Origin of the sequence: Mesorhizobium sp. L-2-11 (assembly GCF_016756595.1) — a bacterium.
Classification (GTDB): Bacteria; Pseudomonadota; Alphaproteobacteria; order Rhizobiales; family Rhizobiaceae; genus Mesorhizobium.
Map to the genome: position 1 here is coordinate 3,862,908 of NZ_AP023257.1, position 22,024 is coordinate 3,884,931.

A 22,024-nucleotide genomic window follows, 5' to 3' on the forward strand; every position below is an offset into this window, starting at 1 on the left:
TCGGCCGGGCCGACGGCTCTCTCTAAAGCTAAAAGGCAGTGTCATTCATGAGTGGCGTGAACGAGATCCGGTCGACATTCCTCGACTATTTCCGCAAGGAGGGTCACGAGGTCGTCGCGTCGAGCCCGCTGGTGCCACGCAACGACCCAACGCTGATGTTCACCAATGCCGGCATGGTGCAGTTCAAGAACGTTTTCACCGGCCTGGAAAAGCGACCCTATTCGCGTGCCACGACGGCTCAGAAGAGTGTTCGCGCCGGCGGCAAGCATAACGACCTCGACAATGTCGGCTACACCGCGCGCCACCTGACCTTCTTCGAGATGCTCGGCAATTTCTCGTTCGGCGACTATTTCAAGGAGCGCGCCATCGAGCTTGCCTGGAACCTGATCACCAGGGAGTTCGGGCTGAAGAAGGACAAGCTGCTGGTCACGGTCTATCACACCGACGACGAGGCTGCCGGCTACTGGAAGAAGATCGCCGGCTTTTCCGACGATCGCATCATCCGCATTCCGACCTCGGACAATTTTTGGGCAATGGGCGACACCGGACCTTGCGGTCCGTGCTCGGAGATATTCATCGACCGCGGCGAGCACGTCTGGGGCGGCCCTCCCGGCAGCCCCGAGGAAGATGGCGACCGTTTCCTCGAATTCTGGAACCTGGTGTTCATGCAGTACGAACAGGTGACGAAGGACGAGCGCATCGATCTGCCGCGCCCGTCGATCGACACTGGCATGGGCCTGGAGCGCATGGCCTCCATTTTGCAAGGGGTCGAGAGCGTCTTCGAGACCGACCTGTTCCGTCATCTGATCGACGCTGCGTCATCCGCGCTCGGCCGCGGTCCGGATGCCGACACCGTGGCATCGTTCCGCGTCATCGCCGACCATTTGCGTTCGTCCTGCTTTCTGGTGGCCGACGGCGTGTTGCCGTCCAATGAAGGCCGCGGCTACGTGCTGCGTCGCATCATGCGCCGCGCCATGCGCCATGCGCAGCTTTTGGGCGCCCATGATCCGCTGATGTGGCGGCTGGTGCCGGCGCTGGTGCGCGAGATGGGCCAGGCCTATCCGGAACTGGTGCGCGGCGAACAGATGATCACCGAAACGCTGAAGCTTGAAGAAACCCGTTTCCGCAAGACGCTGGTGCGCGGCTTGGGCCTGCTTTCGGAGGCGACGGAAACGCTGGGTGCCGGCGACATGCTGGATGGCGAGACAGCCTTCAAGCTCTACGACACCTATGGCTTTCCGCTCGATCTGACGCAGGACGCGCTGCGTCGGCGCAACATCTCGGTCGACCTCGCCGGCTTCACCAATGCGATGGAACAGCAGAAGGCCGAGGCGCGCAGGAGCTGGGCTGGTTCCGGCGAGGCCGCGACCGAAACTGTGTGGTTCCCGGTGCGCGAGGAGTATGGCGCCACCGAATTTCTCGGCTACGAGACCGAGCAGGCGGAAGGCCTCATCCAGGCGCTGGTCAGGGACGGCAAGCTCGTCGACAGCGCCGCCAAGGGCGAGGCGGTCGCCGTGGTCGTCAACCAGACGCCGTTCTATGGCGAATCCGGCGGCCAGGTGGGCGATACCGGTGTCATTTCAGGCGAAGGCTTCTCGATCGAGATCTCCGATACGCAGAAGAAGGCCGATGGGCTTTTCGTGCATCTCGGCAAGGTGGCCGACGGCACGGTCAACACCGGCGCGACCGTCGAGCTGAAGGTCGACCATGCGCGCCGCTCCAGGCTGCGCGCCAACCATTCCGCGACGCATCTGATCCACGAAGCGCTGCGCGAGGTGCTAGGCACCCATGTCGCGCAGAAGGGTTCGCTGGTCGCGCCCGAGCGTCTGCGCTTCGACATTTCGCACAACAAGCCGATCTCGCCTGACGAGCTCGAAGAGGTCGAGCGGATGGCGAACGAGATCGTCGTCCAGAACAGCCCGGTCACCACGCGGCTGATGTCGGTTGACGATGCCATTGCCGAAGGCGCCATGGCGCTGTTCGGCGAAAAGTATGGCGATGAGGTGCGCGTCGTTTCGATGGGCACGGGCTTGCATGGCGGCAAGGCCAACCGGCCCTATTCGGTCGAGCTATGCGGCGGCACGCATGTCAGGGCGACCGGCGATATCGGTCTGGTGCACATCGTATCGGACAGCGCCGTCGCCGCCGGCGTGCGCCGCATCGAGGCGCTGACCGGCGAGGCGGCCAGAAAGCATCTCGACGAGCAGGACAAGCGGCTGAAGGCGGCAGCTGCCGCGCTGAAGATCTCGCCGGCCGACGTGCCGGCGCGCGTCGAGGCACTGCTCGACGAGCGCAAGAAGCTCGAGAAGGAACTGACCGAAGCGCGCAAGAAGCTGGCGCTGGGCGACCGCTCGCCAGCCGGCGTGCCTGCCGAGAACGAGACCATTGCCGGCGTCGGCTTCCTCGGCAAGGCGGTATCGGGTGTGGCGCCGAAGGATCTAAAACCGTTGGCCGATGCCGGCAAGAAGTCGCTTGGCTCCGGCGTCGTCGTCTTCGTCGGCGCCAGCGAGGACAACAAGGCCAGCGTCGTGGTCGGCGTCACCGACGACCTGACCGGCCGCTTCAGCGCTGTCGACCTGGTGCGTGTGGCGTCGGCAGCATTGGGCGGGCAGGGCGGCGGCGGTCGGCCTGACATGGCCCAGGCCGGCGGCCCGGACGCCTCGAGGGCCGAAGACGCGATCGCTGCGGTGAAGGCGGCCCTGGAGGCGGCTTGATCGGTTGCCGGGAGGATTTATTGCAAGGCTCCGAGGGACACAGCACCCCCCTCTGTCCTGCCGGACATCTCCCCCTCAAGGGGGGAGATTGGCAGCTTCATTGCCCTGCCTTTTTCTCAAACGTCGAAAATTGGCGAAAACAATCGTGACATCCGGTCTCCCCCTTGAGGGGGAGATGTCCGGCAGGACAGAGGGGGGTGCTGTCCCGCCGGCCTTTCGGACATTTGTCACCCAGCCCTTTCAGTGCGGGAAAAACTCTCCCGACCGGCGATACGATCCCACCAGGCCTGGATATCGGCGAACTCGGCCAGCAACTTTTGTCCGTCGGCCACCTTGACGAAATAGCCGATGATGGGTGCTGCATGCAGGTCGGCCAGCGTCAGTTGCTCGCCCAGCAGCCACGGCCCGGCGGCTTTCAGTGAGGTGAGTGCGCGAAGCACCGTCGCCGCCTGCAGAAGCCCATTGGCGATCAATGCCTCGTCAGGCGGCGCCTTTTCCAGTCGCTCGACTGCGACATCCCAGACCATGGCTCGATAGGCATAGGCGTCGAGCATGCCGATGATCTGGTTCATGGTTGCGCGGGGCCGAGCACCAGCCGGTTGCAACGCCGGGCCGTCGAACGCTTCGTCGACATAGCGGGTGATCGCGCTGGTCTCGTGGAGGCGGAACCCGTCATGTTCGAAGGCCGGGATGCGGCCGAACGGCTGATGGCCGAAATACCAGCCCGGGATACCGCCGGCCGCAAAAACATCGACCGGCACAAGTTCGTAGCCGATGCCTTTTTCCTCGAGTGTGAGGCGGACGATGCGCACATAGACGCTGTAGTCCGCCCCGTAGACGATGGGTTTGCTCATGACGCTGGTCTGGTCAGGCCATCGCCTTCTGCAGATTCTCGTCGATCTTGTCGAGGAAGCCGGTGGTCGAAAGCCATGGCTGGTCGGGACCGATCAGCAGCGACAGATCCTTGGTCATGAAGCCGGCCTCGACGGTCTGGATGCAGACTTTTTCTAGCGTCTCGGCAAAACGCATCAGCTCGGCATTGTCATCGAGTTTTGCGCGGTGCGCCAGGCCACGCGTCCAGGCGAAGATCGAGGCGATCGAATTGGTCGAGGTTTCCTCGCCCTTCTGGTGCTGCCGATAGTGACGGGTGACGGTGCCGTGCGCGGCCTCCGCTTCCACCGTCCTGCCGTCCGGCGTCATCAGCACCGAGGTCATCAGGCCGAGGGAGCCAAAACCTTGCGCCACCGTGTCCGACTGCACGTCGCCATCATAGTTCTTGCAGGCCCAAATATAGCCGCCCGACCATTTCAGGCTGGAGGCGACCATGTCGTCGATCAGCCGGTGCTCGTACCAGAGCTTCTTGGATTTGAACTCGGCTTCGAACTCCGCCTCGTAGACTTCCTGGAAAATGTCCTTGAAGCGGCCGTCATAGGCCTTGAGGATGGTGTTCTTGGTCGAGAGGTAGACCGGGTAGTTGCGCAGCAGGCCGTAATTGAGCGAGGCGCGGGCGAATTCGCGGATCGACTCGTCGAGATTGTACATGGCCATGGCGACGCCGGCGGCCGGCGCATCGAACACGTCATGCTCGATCACCTTGCCGTCCTCGCCGACGAACTTGATCGTCAGCTTGCCCTTGCCGGGGAAGCGGAAGTCGGTGGCGCGGTACTGGTCGCCGAAGGCGTGACGGCCGACGATGATCGGCTTGGTCCAGCCGGGCACCAGCCGCGGCACGTTCTTCATGATGATCGGCTCGCGAAAGATGGTGCCGCCGAGAATGTTGCGAATGGTGCCGTTCGGCGACTTCCACATCTTCTTCAGCCCGAATTCCTCGACACGCTGCTCGTCGGGCGTGATCGTCGCGCATTTCACGCCGACGCCATGTTTCTTGATGGCGTTGGCCGAATCGATGGTCACCTGGTCGTTGGTGGCGTCGCGGTGCTCAACGCTGAGGTCGTAATATTCAAGCTTGAGGTCGAGATAGGGGTGGATCAGCTTGTCCTTGATGAACTGCCAGATGATGCGGGTCATCTCGTCGCCGTCGAGTTCGACGACCGGGTTCGCCACCTTGATCTTCGCCATGGAAAGAATGCCTCATTGTTGGGGATCGGAACGGCCTTGCCCGCATGGCTTTGGCCGGGGATGCGGCCCGTATATCAAAGCATTTTTGGCCGCGCAAACGGCGATCCGCGCCAGCGGGCTCGGCCCTGGCATCGGGCGTTGCTTGCCAAAGCTTCATTTTCGCGGCCGGATATGGCAGGGGACGCTGAAATGCCGCAAACAGCAGTTCATTGAAACAATGCAAGCCAGCAACGACATCCTTCCTGCCACCGGCCCGGCGATCATCCTGGTCGAGCCGCAACTCGGCGAGAATATCGGCATGGTCGCGCGCGCCATGGCGAATTTCGGTCTGTCCGAGCTGCGCCTCGTCAATCCGCGCGACGGCTGGCCGAGCGAAAAGGCGCGCGCTGCCGCGAGCCGCGCCGATCACGTCATCGATGCCGCTAGAGTATATGACGAGCTGGCCTCGGCGGTCGCCGACCTGAACTTCGTCTTCGCCACCACGGCGCGCGCGCGCGATAATTTCAAACCGGTGCGCGGACCGGTCGAGGCGGGCAGGGCGCTGAGAGCGCGGCAGCGATCCGGACAGCGCACCGGCATCCTGTTCGGCCGCGAGCGGTTCGGGCTCTATAATGACGAGGTCGGCCTCGCCGACGAGATCGTCACCTTCCCGGTCGATCCCGCCTTCTCCTCGCTCAACATCGCCCAGGCCGCCCTGCTGATGTCCTATGAGTGGATGAAGTCGGGCCTGGAAGATGAGACCAAAACCAATTTTTCCAGTCCCGACATGATGCCGGCGACCAAGGAACAATTGCACGGCCTGTTCGCCTATCTGGAAGGCGCGCTCGAAGCGCGCGGCTATTTCCGCCCGGCGGCGAAGAAGCCGAAAATGGTCGACAATCTGCGCGCGGTGCTGACGCGCGCCGGCTTCGCCGAGCCGGAGCTCAAGGTACTGCGCGGCATAATATCGTCGCTGGACAGGTTTTCGCCGGCCATGCCGCGCGGCGACGGATCACCGGGCGATGATCCAAGGCGGCTTCCAGCAGCGGCGGCTCGCGCCGCCAAGGCGACGGACAAGGACCAGGTCTAAGAGACAGGCTCTAATGCATGTCGCGCAAAAGTGCGCAGTGGTTTTGCGATAACGACATGCATAGAAACAAGTACTTAAGCGCCTCGCATGAATCCGGTCGGACGCGACGCGCTTTAGCCGTAACCGAATGTTATTTGGTGTGGTCCATCATCCCAAAAATGATGGATCAGGGATTTGTGACCATCTTCCCGCCGCGGGCCCGCAGCCTTCTCCGCTCTTCTCCTGTAGACGATGACAATGACCGATCCTTCAAGCGCCCGCCCGATCCTGATGTTCGATTCCGGCATCGGCGGTCTGACGGTGCTGCGCGAGGCACGGGTGCTGATGCCCGACCGCCGTTTCGTCTATGTCGCCGACGACGCGGCTTTCCCTTACGGGGCCTGGGAGGAAGCGGCACTGAGGGCACATGTGCTGGAGCTGTTCGGCAAGCTGCTCGACCGTTTTTCGCCGGCCATTTCGGTCATCGCCTGCAATACCGCCTCGACGCTGGTCATCGATGCGTTGCGCGAAAGATTTCCCGGTCATCCTTTCGTCGGCACGGTGCCGGCGATTAAGCCGGCGGCGGAACGCACGCGCTCCGGAATGGTTTCGGTGCTGGCGACGCCCGGCACCGTCAAGCGCCAGTATACGCGCGACCTGATCGGCAAATGGGCGCAGAAATGCCATGTCCGCCTGGTTGGCAGCGACCGTCTGGCAGGACTGGCCGAGGTCTATATGCGCGATGGCTTTGTCGATGAAGAGGCGGTGCGTGCCGAGATCGCGCCGTGCTTCGTCGAACATGACGAACTGCGGACCGACATCGTCGTGCTTGCCTGCACCCACTATCCCTTTCTGGCCAACCGCATGCGCAAGACGGCACCCTGGCCGGTCGATTGGCTCGATCCCGCCGAGGCGATCGCGCGACGGGCGCTCTCGCTGCTCGCGGGCACCGAGGCCAGCCACCGTGGCGAGGCGTTGCCGGAAGGCGCCGACCTTGCTGTCTTCACCTCGAAGCGGGTCGATTTCCCGACTCGCCGCCTGATGCAGGGGTTTGGGCTGGCGATTTCCTGATATCTGGGAACATCACCACGACCGGTGCGTTTTTCCCTCATCGCAAAACGGGAGAAACGACCATGCCAGCCACTTCAAAAGCCCAGCAGAAAGCCGCCGGCGCGGCATTGTCCGCCAAGCGTGGCGAGACCAAGAAGAGCGAACTCAAAGGCGCTTCGAAGGGAATGTACAAGTCAATGAGCGAAAAGCAACTCGAGGAGTTCGCCGAGACCAAGCGCAAGGGCCTGCCCGAGAAGAAGTCGAAACACTAGCCGCCGCTCGTCCGCACCCGAGGTCCGCTCGTATGGTTGGATAGCCGCGGTCCAGCACACATCGCGCGGGGTACCGCGACGGACGCCAGCCGCGACCTTGACACCGGCTAAATCTCCGTTTAATCAGCCCGCCAACACCGGGCGGCAACGTCCGGTGGTTTCTTTATGTGCGTAAGACGTTTGGGAAGAATTCTTCCCGGAGTCTTGTCTAGAATGACGTGTCCCGTGGGTTTTCCGCCGCGTTGCGTGGGAGAACCCTGTCAGGTCTCGAAAACGGGGGCCAGAGGAGGGCGCGTTTCCTTCACCCGGACCATGAGGTTGCGGGTGTGTCTTTTTGAAAGGGAATGCGATGAGCAAGCGCGAATCCGCGAAATACAAGATCGACCGCCGTCTTGGCGAAAACATCTGGGGTCGCCCGAAGTCCCCGGTCAACAAGCGCGAATACGGTCCCGGCCAGCACGGCCAGCGCCGAAAGGGCAAGCTTTCCGATTTCGGCCTGCAGCTGCGTGCCAAGCAGAAGCTGAAGGGTCACTACGGCGACGTGTCGGAAAAGCAGTTCCGCAAGGTCTATGAAGAGGCGAACCGCCGCAAGGGCGACACCTCGGAGAACCTGATCGGCCTGCTCGAGTCGCGTCTCGACGCGGTCGTCTACCGCGCCAAGTTCGTGCCGACCATTTTTGCCGCTCGACAGTTCGTCAATCACGGTCACATCAATGTCAACGGCAAGCGCGTCAACATCGGCTCGTACCGCTGCAAGCCGGGCGATGTCATCGAAGTGCGCGAAAAGTCGAAGCAGCTGGTGATCGTCCTGGAATCGGTAGGCCTGGCCGAGCGCGACGTGCCTGATTACATAGAGGTCGATCACAACAAGATGACGGCGACCTTCGGGCGCATCCCCGGGCTGTCGGATGTTCCCTTCGCCGTGCAGATGGAACCGAACCTGGTCGTCGAATTCTATTCGCGCTGATCGATTTTCTTCATCTGCACATCATCCAAGGCCGCCCTCGAGGCGGCCTTTTCTTGTGTGCCGAGCATGATCGACAGCTTGGAGGTGTAAGTCGTTTACCCAGCCTGATGGCGGCGAAGGGTTAGCAAAGCGCCAAGGCGTCGTCGTGAGGCCCCTAGCTTCGGGAGGCGTCAATCTTTTCGGCCAGCCAGGTCTTGATAAGGGACTGATAGGGCACGTCGCGCTTGTTCGCCGCTACCTTGATCCGTTCAAGCAGCGCATTGGGCAGCCGCAACGAGATTGACGTCGACGACGGCTTGAGGTTAGGCAGGCGGACCCGTTCCGCCTTGCTCCAATCGACATGCTCACTGGAGTCATTTGCCTCCCAGAAGGCGCGCTCCTCGGCCTCCGATGCAAAACTCGGAACCGGCTTAGCTGTCTTGATCATAGTAGCCTCGCTCCTTGCGGCTCATATCTCGGGCGGAGATCACCCGGATCTTGGTGTCCTTGTCCCGAAGCGTGAAGGTGATGTGCAGCAGCCTTCCGTCATCGGTGCGTCCCAGAGCATGAATTCTATGCTCGATGGCGCTGTGCTTTGCGTCGGGAACCGTCAGCAACGGCTCGTTGAAGAAGACCTGTTCCGCCTCGGCCTGGCTGACGTCATGCTTATCGATGCTCTTGCGGGCATTGCCCGCGTCCCAGTCGAAGCCGGCAATTCGTTCCCATTCGATCATCGGTGTATATTGCCATAATATACACGGATTTCAAGCGTCGTCGGGCGGGAGCCCTGTACGGAACGTAAGCAGGTTGGTGTGGGAGGGGCGGAACCGCAAGGTTCCCCCTTATCCCGATTGGGGGTTCCGAAAATCGATTTCGATTTTCGGGCCGATGCGCTACTCCGGGCGGCAACAAGGATTTTTTGGGGCCGCCGCGCCATGAACATGCTGCCAGAAACAATCGAACCGATCACTGACGCCGCAGGTGGCTTTCATCCGCTGTTTGCCGACGTGCCGTCCTCCGTCGAATTCAACAAGCTGCGCAAGCGGCTGCTGCGTCTCGCCCGTCAGGCGATCGACGATTTTTCCATGGTCAGGCCCGGCGATCGCTGGCTGGTCGCCTTGTCTGGCGGCAAGGATTCCTACGGCCTGCTCGCGTTGCTGCTCGACCTCAAATGGCGCGGGCTGCTGCCGGTCGACCTGTTGGCTTGCAATCTCGACCAAGGCCAGCCGAACTTTCCGAAACACATTCTGCCCGATTATCTCAAGACATACGGGATTCCGCACCGCATCGAATATCAGGACACCTATTCGGTGGTGACCGACAAGCTTCCCCAGGGCAGCACCTATTGTTCGCTGTGCTCGCGGCTGAGGCGCGGCCATCTCTACCGCATCGCGCGCGAGGAGGGCTGCTCGGCTTTGGTGCTCGGCCACCACCGCGAAGACATTCTCGAAACCTTTTTCATGAACCTGTTGCATGGCGGACGCCTCGCCGCCATGCCGCCAAAACTGCTCAACGACGACGGCGACGTCATGGTGCTGCGGCCGCTTGCCTATTGCGCCGAGGCCGATCTCGAAAAATTCGCCGGCGCCATGAAGTTCCCGATCATCCCGTGCGATCTGTGTGGCAGCCAGGACGGCTTGCAGCGCAATGCGATGAAGGCGATGCTCGATGATTTGGAAAAGCGCATGCCCGGCCGCAAGGATACGATGATCCACGCCATGACCAATGTGCGGCCCTCGCATCTGCTCGACAGAAAGCTGTTCGATTTCGCCGCCCTCAACGAAACCCTGACCGCAAGGCAAGACGTTCCCGATGACATTTGACGATACCGCGATCGACTGGCTCGCCAAGCTTCTGTCCGACGCTGCCATTGCCGAGATCATGCCGCGCTTTCGCCGGCTGGACGAGGGCGACATCCGCCGGAAGACCTCGGCAGCCGATCTGGTGACGGAGGCCGATGTGAGTGCCGAGCGGCTCATCACCGTCAGGCTGCGTGAGCGCTACCCCCAGGCGATGATCGTTGGCGAGGAAGCCTGCTCCGACGACCCGGCGCTGCTCGAGGGCCTCGGCGAAGCCGATCTCGCTTTCGTCATCGATCCCGTCGACGGCACTTTCAATTTCGCCTCAGGCGTGCCGCTGTTCGGCGTCATGCTGGGCGTCGTGGTGAAGGGCGAGACCGTCGTCGGCATCATTCACGATCCCATCGGCAAGGACTGGCTGATCGGCGCCAGGGGCGCCGGCAGCCACATACGGCATGCGCATGGCACTTTGGAGAAAGTGCATGTCGCCGAGCCTGCGCCGATCTCGCAAATGACCGGCGCGGTTTCCTGGCAATACATGCCCGAGCCGGAACGGTCACGGCTGGCGCGCAACCAGACGAAATCCTTGTCGCAATTCGGCTATCGCTGCGCGGCACACGAATACCGCCTGCTGGCGAGCGGCCACGCCCACTTCGTCGTCTACAACAAGCTGATGCCGTGGGATCATCTGGCCGGTGTGCTGATCCATGCCGAGGCAGGTGGTTACGCGGCGCGTTTCGACGGCAGCGCCTATCGGCCTTCGCATGTCGGCGGTGGCCTTCTTGTCGCACCGAACGAAGCAAGCTGGCGCGAACTGCGCCGGGAACTCTGGGCGGAATAGGCCGTTTGGCATCGGCCCGGATGAAGCTGGCCGAGGATCATGGCGCCAAGCTGATGTATTCGCACGACATGGAGAACTTCAAGTCTTACACGCAGTTCTACGGCTGACCGCCAACGATGAGACAAAGACCATGCGTTATCTCGAACACGCCGAACCGGTTATCACGCTTACTGCCGGGCCGGTGAACGCCTATCCCGACGTGCTGCGTGGCCTCGGCCGCACCGTGCTCTACGATCACGATCCGGCGTTCCAGCTCTTTTACGAGGCTGTGGTCGACAAGGCGCAGAAGGCGATGCGGCTGTCGAACAAGCCGGTCATTCTGCATCGCGAGCCGGTGCTTGGCCTGGAGGCGGCGGTTGCCTCCCTGATCACGCCCGACGACGTCGTGCTCAACCTTGCCTCGGGCGTCTACGGCAAGGGGTTTGGCTATTGGGCGAAGCGCTATTCGCCGCATCTGCTCGAAATTGAGGTGCCTTATAACCAGGCGATCGACCCGCAGGCGGTTGCGGCAATGCTGGAAGCGCATCCGGAAATCAGCATCGTTTCCGTCTGCCATCACGACACGCCGTCGGGCACCATCAACCCGATCGACGCCATCGGCGCGCTGGTGTCCGTGCATGGCGCCTATCTGATCGTCGACGCCGTTTCGTCCTTCGGCGGCATGAAAACGCATCCGGAGGACTGCAAGGCCGACATCTATGTCACCGGCCCGAACAAATGCCTCGGCGCGCCTCCCGGGCTGACGATGATGGGCGTCAGCGAGCGGGCCTGGGCGAAGATGAAGGCCAATCCACTGGCGCCGCGCGCGTCTATGCTGAGCATCCTCGATTGGGAGCATGCGTGGTCGAAGGACCAGCCGTTTCCGTTCACGCCGTCCGTCGCGCAGATGAACGGGCTCGACGTCGCGCTCGACCTCTACCTCAACGAGGGCCCGGCGGCGGTGTGGGCGCGCCACGCGCTCACCGCCAGGGCCATGCGCGCCGGCGTCGCCGCGATGGGTCTGTCGATCTGGGCGGCCAGCGACATCATCGCTTCGCCCACCACGACCGCCGTTAGGACACCCGAAGGCATCGACGAGGAGGCGCTTCGCCAGGCCGCGCGCGCCCGCTACGGCGTGGTGTTCTCGTCCGGCCGCGGCGAAACATTGGGCAAGCTGACGCGCATCGGCCATATGGGCCCGACCGCCCAGCCGATCTATGCGGTCGCGGCGCTGACGGCACTTGGCGGCGCGATGAATTCCTTGGGCGAAAAGCTCGCGGTCGGCAAAGGCATCGACGCGGCGCTCGCCGTTATCGACGCCGACGTCTGAAAGGATTCACGCGACGCGCTGATACTCGATGGAAGCTTCCGTCGAAAAATTCGATTACATTTGTCCGCGCGAAACCGGAAACTCGGGATGAAACCTCGGTCCGCAATTGTCGCCCTTACCCTTGCCCTGATTGCCGGGCCTAACGCGGCAACATCGCAGGAACGCGCCTGTCGCAGTCCCGAACCCATCGACACCATAAACGAGATGTTCGCTGCGATCGTCGCCTGCTGGGAGCCGCCGCCCGGAACCGCGGGCATGACCTTGACGCTGCAGTTCTCAATTCGCCGAAACGGCACGCTTATCGGCAAGCCTCGCGCCACCTACTCCCGTCTGGGCGATGATGGCAGCCTCAACCGGGCCTTCGTCGCTTCCGTCCTCGAGGCTCTCGACAAGGCTCTGCCACTGCCCGTTTCGGACAGCATGGGTGGAGCGATCGCAGGCCGTATGCTGTTCCCTCGCTTCTCCGCAGCAAGTGAGGGGTGAATCCTGAAACGCGTCCGGCATTAAACCGGCGGGTTCTGCGGCTGGAAGAATTTGCCGCGCTCGGCGATCAGCACCATCACCAGTGCGCCAAGCGAAACGCTGCAGAATCCAGCGGCCAACGGCGTCACGGTGCCGTTGAAGGCCTGGCCGATCAGCGTGCCGAGCACGCCGCCGAGGAAGGTCTGCATGAAACCCAGAATGGACGACGCTGTCCCGGCCAACTGGCCGAGCGGCTCCATGGCGAGTGCGTTGAAATTCGCGCCGAGTGCGCCGAACGGGACCATCGTGCAGGCAAAGAAGCTGATGAAAAGCCAGAGCGGCATCTTCATTTGGATGGAAACGACCAGCCAGGCGAGGCTGATGGCCAGAAACAAGAGCAGCGCGCTTTGCGACAGGCGGCGCATGCCGATGCGTCCGACAAGGCGCGAATTCAGGTAGCTCGAAAAGGAGAGCACGCCGGCGATCCCCGCGAAAATCACCGGGAACATCTCGCCGACTTTGAACACATCGACGTAGATCTGCTGCGCCGAGTTGATGAAGCCGAACATCGCGCCGAAGGCAAAAGTGCTGGCAAAGGCGTAGCAGAGCGCCACGCGATTGGTCAGCACGATGCGGAAACCGCCAAGGACGGATGATACCGTCAGCGGCCGGCGAAGTTCGGGACGCAGCGTTTCGGGCAGGCGCAGCAGCGACCAGGTCGAGACGATCAGCGCGCCCGCCGCCATGGTGATGAAGATCCAGTGCCAGGAGGCAAACAGCATGATGAACTGGCCGATGCCTGGCGCCACCACCGGAATGGCCATGAACACCATGAAGATCAGCGACATGACTTCGGCCATGCGCCGGCCCTCGAACGTGTCGCGCACGATCGAGACGGCGATGACGCGTGTGGCCGCCGCGCCGATGCCTTGCACCACCCGGCACAGGATAAGCGTGGCGAATGTCGGGGCGATCGCCGCCGCACTCGCCGCTGCGACGTAGATGACCAGTCCGACGACGAGCGGCGCGCGGCGTCCGAAGCGGTCCGAGATCGGCCCGAAGAAGAGCTGTCCGCCGCCAAAGCCGAGAATATAGGCAGCAATCACATATTGGCGATGGTTTTCGTTTTCCACGCCCAGCGAGGCGCCGATCTGCTGCAGCGCCGGCAGCATGATGTCGATGGCCAGCGAGTTGAGCGCCATCAACGCCGCGCATAGCGCGATGAATTCCCAGCGCGGAATAGGCAAGGTATCCGCCTGTTGCGGCGCTTGTGCATGCTGATCCACGGCAAAGTCCGATCTTCAAACGAAAAAGCGCCGGCGCACCGGCGCATTCATTCGTCTTGTGTCCCGATACCGGGGAGATATCAGCTTGACGAAGTGCCCTTCGTCAGGCGGCGCCTTTGACGCTGACGCCCTTTTCGACGAGGAACGTCTGCAGTTCGCCAGCCTGGAACATCTCGCGGACGATGTCACAGCCGCCGACGAACTCACCCTTGACGTAGAGCTGAGGGATGGTCGGCCAGTTGGAGTATTCCTTGATGCCTTGCCGCAGCTCGGCCGAGGTCAGCACGTCGACGCCCTTGTAATCGGCCCCGATGTAGTCAAGGATCTGCACGACCTGACCGGAAAATCCGCATTGCGGGAAACCAGGCGTACCCTTCATGAAGAGAACGACGTCGTTGCCCTTCACTTCGCTGTCGATGTAGTCGTTGATACCACTCATAGAGAATCCTTTCATGCCCGCGGGAGTCGGGCTCGAAACATACCCTTTCAAATAAACCCATAGGTTGCCTGAAACAAGACGTTTGCCGCCTCGTCACGCAAATGTCGCAAATCCACGGCCCAGGCCGCTTCAGCCTCAAAGCTCATTCCGGCACGCTGGTCTGCAAAGCGAGCGCGTGCAGCACGCCGCCCATATTGCCCTTCAGCGCGTCGTAGACCATCTGATGCTGCTGGACGCGACTTTTGCCGCGAAAGCTTTCGGCCACCACTTCGGCCGCATAATGATTGCCGTCGCCGGCCAGGTCGCGAATCGTCACCTTGGCGTCCGGAATGCCTTCCTTGATCAACCGTTCGATGTCGTGCGCGTCCATTGCCATGCGAGGATTCCTTGTTCAGGTCGTGATCTCATAGATATGATCGAAATGGCCGATGAACCACACCCAAACGACCCCACTCGATCATATCACGGGTCCACGACCTCATTTGCCATGAAGCGAGGAAACCAGGATTCGTGGGCAGCGGTCAATTCGCTGACAGGGATCGCCCGCGCCTCACCGAGTTTCAGGTCATTGCCGCCGGTCGAGCCGATCCACGGCGCGAAGATGCCGAGCTTGCTCTGCTCTTCGCGAATGGCGTCCCATTCCTTGCTTTGCGGATCGATCGACAGCGTTAAGAGATAGCGGCCCTGATCCTCGCCGAACCAGACCGGGATCGGATCGGTCCCGACCAGGCCGGGGACGGTCGCGCCGATGCCGGACGCCATCGCCATCTCGGCCAGCGCGACGGCAATGCCGCCGTCGGATACGTCATGCGCTGATGTGACGACGCCGGAGGCGATCAGCGCGCGCACATGGTCGCCGACGCGCTTTTCATGGTCGAGGTCGACGGGCGGCGGCGGGCCGTCGGCGCGGCCATGAATGTCGCGCATATAGGCCGACTGGGCGAGATGCGTTCCCCACATCGATGGCGCGCCGACCAGCAGGATCATCTGGCCCTCGGCGGCAAAGCCGATCCGCGCCATCCTGGACCAGTCGGCGATCAGTCCGACGCCGCCGATGGTCGGTGTCGGCAAGATGCCTTGCCCGTTGGTTTCGTTGTAGAGCGAGACATTGCCGGAGACGATCGGAAAGCCGAGCGCGCGGCAGGCGTCGCCGATACCTTTCACGGCGCCGACCAACTGGCCCATGATCTCGGGTCGTTCCGGATTACCGAAATTGAGGTTGTCGGTGGCCGCGAGCGGCAGGGCGCCGGTGGCGGTAAGATTGCGCCAGCATTCGGCCACCGCCTGCTTGCCGCCCTCGTAAGGGTCGGCCTCGCAATAGCGCGGCGTGACGTCGGAGGAGAAGGCGAGCGCCTTGATCGGATGACCCTCGACGCGCACCACGCCGGCATCGCCGCCCGGAAGCTGCAGCGAATTGCCCTGGATCAGCGTGTCGTATTGTTCCCATACCCAGCGGCGCGAGGACAGGTCGGGCCCGCCGAGCAGTTTCAGCAGTGCCTCGGCGACATCCGCTTGCGGTGCATCGCCGGCCGCCAGGGGCGCCGGCTTCTTCGGCTCGGTCCAGGGACGGTCATATTCCGGCGCCTGGTCGCCAAGGTCCTTGATCGGCAGATTGGCGACCTCGTCGCCCTGGTGCAGCACGCGAAAACGCAGATCGTCGGTGGTCTTGCCGACGATGGCGAAGTCGAGGCCCCATTTGTGGAAGATCGCCTCGGCCTGCTTTTCCTTTTCGGGGCGCAGCACCATCAGCATGCGCTCCTGGCTCTCCGACAGCATCATCTCATAGGCGCTCATGCGCTCCTCGCGCACCGGCACCTTGTCGAGGTCGAGCTCGATGCCGAGGTCGCCCTTGGCGCCCATCTCGACCGCCGAGCAGGTGAGGCCGGCAGCACCCATGTCCTGGATGGCGATGACGGCGCCGGACGCCATCAGTTCGAGGCAGGCTTCGAGCAGGCACTTTTCGGTGAATGGGTCGCCGACCTGAACGGTGGGCCGCTTCTCGTCGATCCTGTCGTCGAATTCGGCCGAGGCCATGGTGGCGCCGCCGACACCGTCGCGGCCGGTCTTGGCGCCGAGATAGACGACCGGCAGGCCGACGCCCTTGGCTTCCGACAGGAAGATCGCATCGGTCTTGGCCAGCCCCGCCGCAAAGGCGTTGACCAGGATGTTGCCGTTGTAGCGCGCGTCGAAATTGACTTCGCCGCCGACCGTCGGCACGCCGAAGGAATTGCCGTAGCCGCCAACGCCGGCAACGACGCCGGCAACCAGGTGTTTGGTCTTGGGATGGTCCGGCGCGCCGAAGCGCAGCGCGTTCATTGCCGCGATCGGCCGCGCGCCCATGGTGAAGACATCGCGCAGGATGCCGCCGACGCCGGTCGCCGCACCCTGATAGGGCTCGATGAAGGAGGGGTGGTTGTGGCTCTCCATCTTGAAGACGACGCAGTCGCCGTCGCCGATATCGACCACGCCGGCATTCTCGCCCGGCCCCTGGATGACCTGCGGTCCGGTGGTCGGCAGCGTGCGCAGCCACTTTTTCGAGGATTTGTACGAGCAGTGCTCGTTCCACATCGCCGAAAAGATGCCGAGCTCGGTAAAGCTCGGCTCGCGCCCGACCAGGTCGAGGATGCGCTGATACTCGTCGGGCTTCAGCCCGTGCGCGGCAATGAGTTCCGGAGTGATCGGCACGGAATTGGAAATGGTCATGGGCGGCAATTCATGTCCTTGGGATCGAAACCCGTCTTATCGCAAGCTTTGCAGCCGATACACCCATCAAGCGACAAAAACGATGGAAAGGGTGCAGCAAGTAGCGAAAGATCACTACTCGGCCCGCCGGTTTCAAGCCGGTTCAGGAGAAACTGTCATAGCCAGCGCGGCCCTCGTCCAGCAGCCGCCGGATCACGCCGACGCCGCCCGCGATGTCCTCTCGTCGCTCCGGCTGTGAAACGCCAAACCGCACGCCGTGAAAAACCTGCTCGGAACGGCCGGCCTTGAACTCGTCCTCATCGTCGATGAGCACGCCATGTTCGAGACAGGCATTCTTGAAAGTGCCGGAAAGCCAAGGATCGGGCAGGGTGAGCCAGACGAAGGGCACATTGTCCAGTGCGTTGAAGTCGAATCCCGCCAGTGTCTCGCGCACGATCGCCACGCGCGCGTTGATCTCGACGATGCTGCGCTTGCGCATCTCGCTGGCCTGGCCGGACAGCACCAGCCGGCTACACAGTTCCGCCAGCAGGAAGGGGAGGCCGCCCGTCAGCATCTTGTGAGCGACCCGGATGCGGTGACGATAGGCCGGCGGACAGGCGAGCCAGCCGCCGCGAACGCCCGCCGCAACCGATTTCGACAGGCCGCCGGCGACGATGGTCCTTTCGGGGGCATATTCGGCCAAAAGCGGCGTTGGGTCGTCGGTCAGATCGCCATAGAGATCGTCCTCGATCAGGATGACATTGTATTCGCGCGCGATGCGGGCGATGGCCTCGCGGCGCGTTGCCGACAGCGTCACCAATGTAGGGTTCTTGGCCGTCGGCATCAAAAACATCATTCTCGGGTGTTTTTGTGCGCAGACGCGCTCGAAATCCTCTGGATCGATGCCTTCCGCGTCCGACGTCACCAACGCGGTGCGGCGGCCGATCAGGCCGGCGCTGCGTGAAATCTGCGAATAGGTGAGGTGCTCGAAGACGATATAGTCGCCGGGCGTGGTCAGCGCGGCAATCGCCGCCATGACCGCGGCATGGGTGCCGAGCGTCGGAACGATGCCATCGGGGCGAGGGCGAAACGAATTCCGCGATAGCCAGCTGCAGCCGGCTTCGAACCAGCGGTCGGGAAAATCCCGCGTATAGCTTGAAATCTCGTACTGATGCTCCTGCGCCGTGCGCGACAGCACATCGGCGACAACGGCGCCCTGTCCGGTATCAGGCGCAGCCGTGCTGTCGAAGCGCAGCTTGCCGCGAGGTGCATCGATGGAGCGCGTGCCTTCCACGTGCGGGTCGGGCGCCAGCAGATCGGTCTTGGCATCATGCCGGCCAAGCACATAGGTTCCGCGTCCGACTTCGCCGCTCACCAGCCCCCGCTCGCGCAACAATTGGTAGGCCCTGCCGACCGTGCCCACGGTCGTGCCGATGTCGTATGCCAGATCGCGCTGAGGCGGAAGTTTTGCCCCGGCAGCGATCGCGCCGCGGTCGATGTCCGTTTCAATGGAATCTGCAAGCCGCTGATAGAGCGGCCCGGAGCCGGCGGAAAGGTCGGGAAGCCAATTTGTCATGGTGACAATTTTCTATATTGCACCGTTTTGAGAGTCAATACATATGTGGCTGCGCGTCAAGGGGTACAATCTCGAATTTTGGTAGCAAGACAATGGCTGCAATCGATTCAATCCGTCACACGAGAGCTGAATTGCCCGGAGCCCAAGGCTATGTCCGTCGCCTGGTGCGTATGGTCAGGTCACTCGCAAACCGGATCGACGGCCTGCTGGATCGCCGGCGCAGCCGGCTGGCACTGCTGGAGATGACCGACGATCAGCTTAGGGATATCGGCATCTCGCGCTGCGATGCCCACCGTGAGGGTTTGAGGCCGTTCTGGGACTGAGAATACGCCGGCTTCGACCTGCAGGATGCGGCGCCCTATGCAGCTGCACCGCAGGCCGGGTTGCCCGCCTGCCAGCGGGCGATGTCGGAGCCGATGCGTGCACCGAGCGGATCGTTCATCAGCGGACCGTACACGTCCACCCTGCGTGAATTGCCTTGTGCCTGCACGACCAGCAACGGCTTTCCGCCATAATGCTTGGCCGGGACCAGCAGGAAGCGCGGCGTGCCGGTGAACGAATTCAGCTCGTTGGCCATCTGATAGGGCTTGAAGGCGGGATCCTTGCTGGCGATCCAGCATTTGTGGGCGGCGATTGCCACCTGCTCCATGGCAAGCAGCGCCGCACTCTTGCCAGAAGGCGCCGGTGCGCTTTTCGGCTTCGACTGGCAGGAGGCGAGCACAAGGCCGGCGGCGGCGACGAGAGCGAGGCGGGCGATCGTCTGTCTCGGGCTCATGCGGCGCCTATTTCGAATTCGGGAAAAGGATGAACGCTGAAGAATCAAGCGGCGATGCCGAGGGCGCTTTCGAACAGCGCCCGGCCGTCGCTGCCGCCATGCGCCGCTTCGATCAGGTTCTCGGGATGCGGCATCAGGCCGAGCACATTGCCCTGGCCGTTGATGATGCCGGCAATGTCGTTGATCGAGCCGTTGGGATTGGTGCCTTCGGCGTAGCGGAACACGACCTGGCCTTCGCCTTCGAGCCTGCGCAGCGTCTCGGCGTCGGCAAAATAATTGCCGTCGTGATGCGCCACCGGCGAGCGGATGATCTGGCCCGGCTGATAGCGGCGGGTGAACATCGTGTTGGCGTTGGCTATCTGCAGCTTGACTTGCCGGCAGACGAATTTCAGCGACGTGTTGCGCATCAAGGCGCCCGGCAGCAGGCCGGCCTCGACCAGGATCTGGAAGCCGTTGCAGACGCCGATGACCATGACCCCTTTGGCCGCCTTTTCGGCGACCGCCCGCATCACCGGCATGCGCGCGGCGATGGCGCCGCAGCGCAGATAATCGCCGAACGAGAAGCCGCCGGGAATGGCGATCAGGTCGACATCGGGGATTTCGGTGTCGGTCTGCCAGACGGTGACCGGTGGTGTTCCAGAAATCTTGGTCAGAGCCGCGATCATGTCGCGGTCACGGTTGAGGCCCGGGAGAAGAACGACGGCTGATTTCATTTCGGTTCGTATGGCCCCTGGGCTTCGGCAAGTTCGCGCAATTCGAGACGGCGCTCTATGCGTTCGAGACGATCGTCTTGACGGCCAAGAATGCCGTAAATGTTATGGATGTCGCTTTGCGTTGCGACCATGTGACCCCGAACGACGTTCAACTCCCGCTTAACTTCGGAAACATCCTGTCGAAGTTCAGCAACTTCGTGGTGCACACGCTTAAGGAGCTCGTACATCAACTCGTTTGTGGCTTCAGTCATATACCCTCCGGCACAACCTCAGGTAATGGCCACACTATAGTTCTCAATCACCGTATTCGCCAGAAGCTTGTCGCACATGGCTTTGAGATCGGCTTCGGCCTTGGTCTTGTCGCTCTCCGCAAGCTCGACGTCGAAAACCTTGCCCTGCCGCACCTGGCCGACGCCGTCAAAGCCCATCCCGGACAATGCGTGTTCGATCGCCTTGCCTTGCGGGTCGAGCACGCCGTTCTTGAGGGTGACGGTAATGCGGGCCTTGATCACGCTGGACATGCTCCTGTTCGAAGTGTTGAGCGGCAAGAATCTCAGTGCGGCTTGCCTTTGAGGCCATCGGTCGAGGCGACGAGCACTGGTCCGGCGGGACGCGGCGGCTCGTTCTCGTTCATGATGCCGAGGCGGCGGGCGACTTCCTGATAGGCTTCGACCAAGCCGCCCATGTCGCGGCGGAAACGATCCTTGTCGAGCTTGTCCTGGGTCGCCACGTCCCACAGACGGCACGAGTCCGGCGAGATCTCGTCGGCCACGACGATGCGCATCATGTCGCCTTCGAACAGCCGGCCGCATTCGATCTTGAAGTCGACAAGCTGGATGCCGACGCCCATGAACAAGCCGGAGAGGAAGTCGTTGACGCGGATGGCCAGGGCCATGACGTCGTCGATCTCCTGCGGGCTTGCCCAGCCGAAAGCGGTGATGTGCTCTTCAGACACCATCGGGTCGTCGAGCGCATCGGCCTTGTAATAGAATTCGATGATCGAGCGCGGCAGCACGGTGCCTTCCTCGATGCCGAGACGCTTGGCCAGCGAGCCGGCGGCGACATTGCGCACGACCACCTCGAGTGGGATGATCTCGACTTCCTTGATCAGCTGCTCGCGCATGTTGAGCCGGCGGATGAAATGGGTCGGAATGCCCATCCGGTTGAGATGGTTGAAGATGTGCTCGGAAATGCGGTTGTTGAGCACGCCCTTGCCATCGACGATTTCGTGCTTCTTTTTGTTGAAAGCGGTCGCGTCGTCCTTGAAGAACTGGATCAGTGTTCCCGGCTCAGGGCCCTCATAGAGGATCTTGGCCTTGCCTTCATAAATGCGGCGGCGATTTTTCATCTGATCTTTTCTCTGGATTTCCGGGCAGGCGGCAAGCGACCAGTTCCTGTCCGTCCGCCTAAATTAGTGCGGCAACGGTAGGGGTTCAATGCCGGTGTCTATCCCAATCGCAGTGTTTGCTCAATCGGCAAATCCTTTCGATCACCGCTTTCCGGAATGAAATGCCGCAGCGCAGCAAGTGACGTAGCATATTGACCGGCCCGCGGCCTTTTGGTTTGTGCTGGGCAATACACATATTTCGACTGCCAACTAAATCTGATTTGACCGGAGGGATGCCATGAGCAGCATGAAAGATCGCGAGGAGGGCTTCGAGCGCAAGTTCGTCATCGACGAGGAACTCCGGTTCAAGGCTGCGGCCCGTCGCAACAAGGCGCTCGGCCTGTGGGCTGCCGAAAAGCTCGGCAAGGCCGGGGCCGACGCCGAAGCCTATGCCAGCCAGGTCGTCCTCGCCGATATCGAGGAAGCCGGCGACCACGACGTTTTCCGAAAAATCCGCAAGGATTTCGACGAAGCCGGGGTCGTCCAGTCGGACCACCAGATTCGCCGCACCATGGACGATCTGATGGCGCAGGCAATCGAGCAGATCAAGAACACCTGACCCTTGCTCTGAGCCAATCGATACGCTGGACCAATCGACCGCCTCGCCCCTCCGGGCGGTTTTTCTTTGCCTTTGCAGCTGTTTCCG

25 protein-coding genes are annotated in these 22,024 nt (G+C 62.3%); 11 read left to right on the plus strand and 14 right to left on the minus strand.

The window, feature by feature from the left end:
- Positions 1-47 precede the first annotated feature (47 nt).
- A complete protein-coding gene (alaS, locus tag JG739_RS18420; protein WP_202362835.1) occupies positions 48-2,714 on the plus strand; it encodes an alanine--tRNA ligase in 2,667 nt (888 codons plus the stop codon).
- Between the two features lie 227 nt (positions 2,715-2,941).
- Here the strand turns inward: alaS and JG739_RS18425 are convergent, their stop codons facing one another.
- Both JG739_RS18425 and JG739_RS18430 read right to left on the minus strand, forming a co-directional pair.
- Positions 2,942-3,568 carry a glutathione S-transferase family protein gene (locus JG739_RS18425; protein WP_202362836.1) on the minus strand — a complete coding sequence of 209 codons (627 nt, stop codon included), beginning with the start codon at positions 3,566-3,568 and terminating at the stop codon, positions 2,942-2,944.
- A gap of 13 nt (positions 3,569-3,581) precedes the next feature.
- Entirely contained in the window at positions 3,582-4,793 is a 1,212-nt protein-coding gene (locus tag JG739_RS18430; protein WP_202362837.1) for an NADP-dependent isocitrate dehydrogenase, read from the minus strand.
- Positions 4,794-5,010: 217 nt separating this feature from the next.
- Between JG739_RS18430 and JG739_RS18435 the strand changes: the two genes are divergently transcribed.
- From JG739_RS18435 to rpsD, 4 genes are all read left to right on the plus strand, one after another.
- Positions 5,011-5,862, plus strand: a complete 852-nt coding sequence (locus tag JG739_RS18435; protein WP_202362838.1) for an RNA methyltransferase — start codon at positions 5,011-5,013, stop codon at positions 5,860-5,862.
- Between the two features lie 237 nt (positions 5,863-6,099).
- Positions 6,100-6,912, plus strand: a complete 813-nt coding sequence (gene murI, locus JG739_RS18440) for a glutamate racemase (RefSeq protein WP_202362839.1) — start codon at positions 6,100-6,102, stop codon at positions 6,910-6,912.
- A gap of 62 nt (positions 6,913-6,974) precedes the next feature.
- On the plus strand, positions 6,975-7,163 hold the full coding sequence (locus JG739_RS18445; protein ID WP_023717374.1) for a DUF3008 family protein: 189 nt from the start codon (positions 6,975-6,977) through the stop codon (positions 7,161-7,163).
- A gap of 349 nt (positions 7,164-7,512) precedes the next feature.
- A complete protein-coding gene (gene rpsD, locus JG739_RS18450) occupies positions 7,513-8,130 on the plus strand; it encodes a 30S ribosomal protein S4 (protein WP_127317332.1) in 618 nt (205 codons plus the stop codon).
- A gap of 154 nt (positions 8,131-8,284) precedes the next feature.
- Here rpsD and JG739_RS18455 read toward each other — a convergent pair whose 3' ends face one another.
- Positions 8,285-8,557: a BrnA antitoxin family protein gene (locus tag JG739_RS18455; protein ID WP_202362840.1), complete on the minus strand. Its 273-nt coding sequence runs from the start codon at positions 8,555-8,557 to the stop codon at positions 8,285-8,287.
- Positions 8,541-8,843 (minus strand): BrnT family toxin, encoded by a 303-nt coding sequence (locus tag JG739_RS18460; protein ID WP_202362841.1) that lies wholly within the window; start codon positions 8,841-8,843, stop codon positions 8,541-8,543. The genes JG739_RS18455 and JG739_RS18460 overlap by 17 nt, the downstream gene beginning before the upstream one ends.
- Before the next feature lie 201 nt (positions 8,844-9,044).
- On the opposite strand from JG739_RS18460, the gene ttcA reads away from it, so the two are divergent.
- The 4 genes from ttcA (at position 9,045) to JG739_RS18485 (ending at position 12,541) form a co-directional block, all read left to right on the plus strand.
- Positions 9,045-9,932 carry a tRNA 2-thiocytidine(32) synthetase TtcA gene (gene ttcA, locus JG739_RS18465; protein WP_202362842.1) on the plus strand — a complete coding sequence of 296 codons (888 nt, stop codon included), beginning with the start codon at positions 9,045-9,047 and terminating at the stop codon, positions 9,930-9,932.
- On the plus strand, positions 9,922-10,749 hold the full coding sequence (locus JG739_RS18470; protein WP_202362843.1) for an inositol monophosphatase family protein: 828 nt from the start codon (positions 9,922-9,924) through the stop codon (positions 10,747-10,749). Before ttcA ends, JG739_RS18470 begins: the two co-directional genes overlap by 11 nt.
- 130 nt (positions 10,750-10,879) lie before the next feature.
- On the plus strand, positions 10,880-12,058 hold the full coding sequence (gene ppaT, locus JG739_RS18480; protein ID WP_202362844.1) for a pyridoxamine--pyruvate transaminase: 1,179 nt from the start codon (positions 10,880-10,882) through the stop codon (positions 12,056-12,058).
- A gap of 87 nt (positions 12,059-12,145) precedes the next feature.
- Positions 12,146-12,541: a hypothetical protein gene (locus tag JG739_RS18485; protein ID WP_202362845.1), complete on the plus strand. Its 396-nt coding sequence runs from the start codon at positions 12,146-12,148 to the stop codon at positions 12,539-12,541.
- Positions 12,542-12,561: 20 nt separating this feature from the next.
- On the opposite strand, the gene JG739_RS18490 is transcribed toward JG739_RS18485, so the two are convergent.
- From JG739_RS18490 to JG739_RS18510, 5 genes are all read right to left on the minus strand, one after another.
- On the minus strand, positions 12,562-13,806 hold the full coding sequence (locus tag JG739_RS18490; RefSeq protein WP_370463493.1) for a multidrug effflux MFS transporter: 1,245 nt from the start codon (positions 13,804-13,806) through the stop codon (positions 12,562-12,564).
- Between the two features lie 103 nt (positions 13,807-13,909).
- The gene (grxD, locus tag JG739_RS18495) at positions 13,910-14,245 is read right to left on the minus strand and encodes a Grx4 family monothiol glutaredoxin (protein ID WP_127852175.1); all 336 of its coding nucleotides are present in this window, start codon (positions 14,243-14,245) and stop codon (positions 13,910-13,912) included.
- Between the two features lie 142 nt (positions 14,246-14,387).
- Complete coding sequence (locus JG739_RS18500; protein ID WP_077371549.1) at positions 14,388-14,621, minus strand: BolA/IbaG family iron-sulfur metabolism protein; 234 nt, start codon at positions 14,619-14,621, stop codon at positions 14,388-14,390.
- An 86-nt stretch (positions 14,622-14,707) separates the two neighbouring features.
- Complete coding sequence (gene purL, locus JG739_RS18505) at positions 14,708-16,948, minus strand: phosphoribosylformylglycinamidine synthase subunit PurL (protein WP_202362846.1); 2,241 nt, start codon at positions 16,946-16,948, stop codon at positions 14,708-14,710.
- 142 nt (positions 16,949-17,090) lie between these two features.
- Positions 17,091-18,503, minus strand: a complete 1,413-nt coding sequence (locus JG739_RS18510) for an aminotransferase-like domain-containing protein (protein ID WP_202362847.1) — start codon at positions 18,501-18,503, stop codon at positions 17,091-17,093.
- Between the two features lie 131 nt (positions 18,504-18,634).
- Between JG739_RS18510 and JG739_RS18515 the strand changes: the two genes are divergently transcribed.
- Positions 18,635-18,826: a DUF1127 domain-containing protein gene (locus JG739_RS18515; protein WP_370463492.1), complete on the plus strand. Its 192-nt coding sequence runs from the start codon at positions 18,635-18,637 to the stop codon at positions 18,824-18,826.
- Between the two features lie 35 nt (positions 18,827-18,861).
- On the opposite strand, the gene JG739_RS18520 is transcribed toward JG739_RS18515, so the two are convergent.
- From JG739_RS18520 to purC, 5 genes are read right to left on the minus strand one after another with little or no spacing between them, the layout of a single operon-like run.
- Complete coding sequence (locus tag JG739_RS18520) at positions 18,862-19,278, minus strand: hypothetical protein (RefSeq protein ID WP_202362849.1); 417 nt, start codon at positions 19,276-19,278, stop codon at positions 18,862-18,864.
- 44 nt (positions 19,279-19,322) lie between these two features.
- Positions 19,323-19,991: a phosphoribosylformylglycinamidine synthase subunit PurQ gene (gene purQ, locus JG739_RS18525; RefSeq protein ID WP_023798248.1), complete on the minus strand. Its 669-nt coding sequence runs from the start codon at positions 19,989-19,991 to the stop codon at positions 19,323-19,325.
- A complete protein-coding gene (locus JG739_RS18530; RefSeq protein ID WP_128182176.1) occupies positions 19,988-20,242 on the minus strand; it encodes a hypothetical protein in 255 nt (84 codons plus the stop codon). Before JG739_RS18530 ends, purQ begins: the two co-directional genes overlap by 4 nt.
- Positions 20,243-20,260: 18 nt before the next feature.
- Entirely contained in the window at positions 20,261-20,503 is a 243-nt protein-coding gene (gene purS, locus JG739_RS18535) for a phosphoribosylformylglycinamidine synthase subunit PurS (RefSeq protein WP_202362850.1), read from the minus strand.
- Between the two features lie 41 nt (positions 20,504-20,544).
- Complete coding sequence (gene purC / locus JG739_RS18540; RefSeq protein ID WP_023798245.1) at positions 20,545-21,339, minus strand: phosphoribosylaminoimidazolesuccinocarboxamide synthase; 795 nt, start codon at positions 21,337-21,339, stop codon at positions 20,545-20,547.
- 277 nt (positions 21,340-21,616) lie between these two features.
- On the opposite strand from purC, the gene JG739_RS18545 reads away from it, so the two are divergent.
- The gene (locus JG739_RS18545; protein ID WP_091591813.1) at positions 21,617-21,937 is read left to right on the plus strand and encodes a DUF1476 domain-containing protein; all 321 of its coding nucleotides are present in this window, start codon (positions 21,617-21,619) and stop codon (positions 21,935-21,937) included.
- The last annotated feature ends 87 nt before the right edge of the window (positions 21,938-22,024 follow it).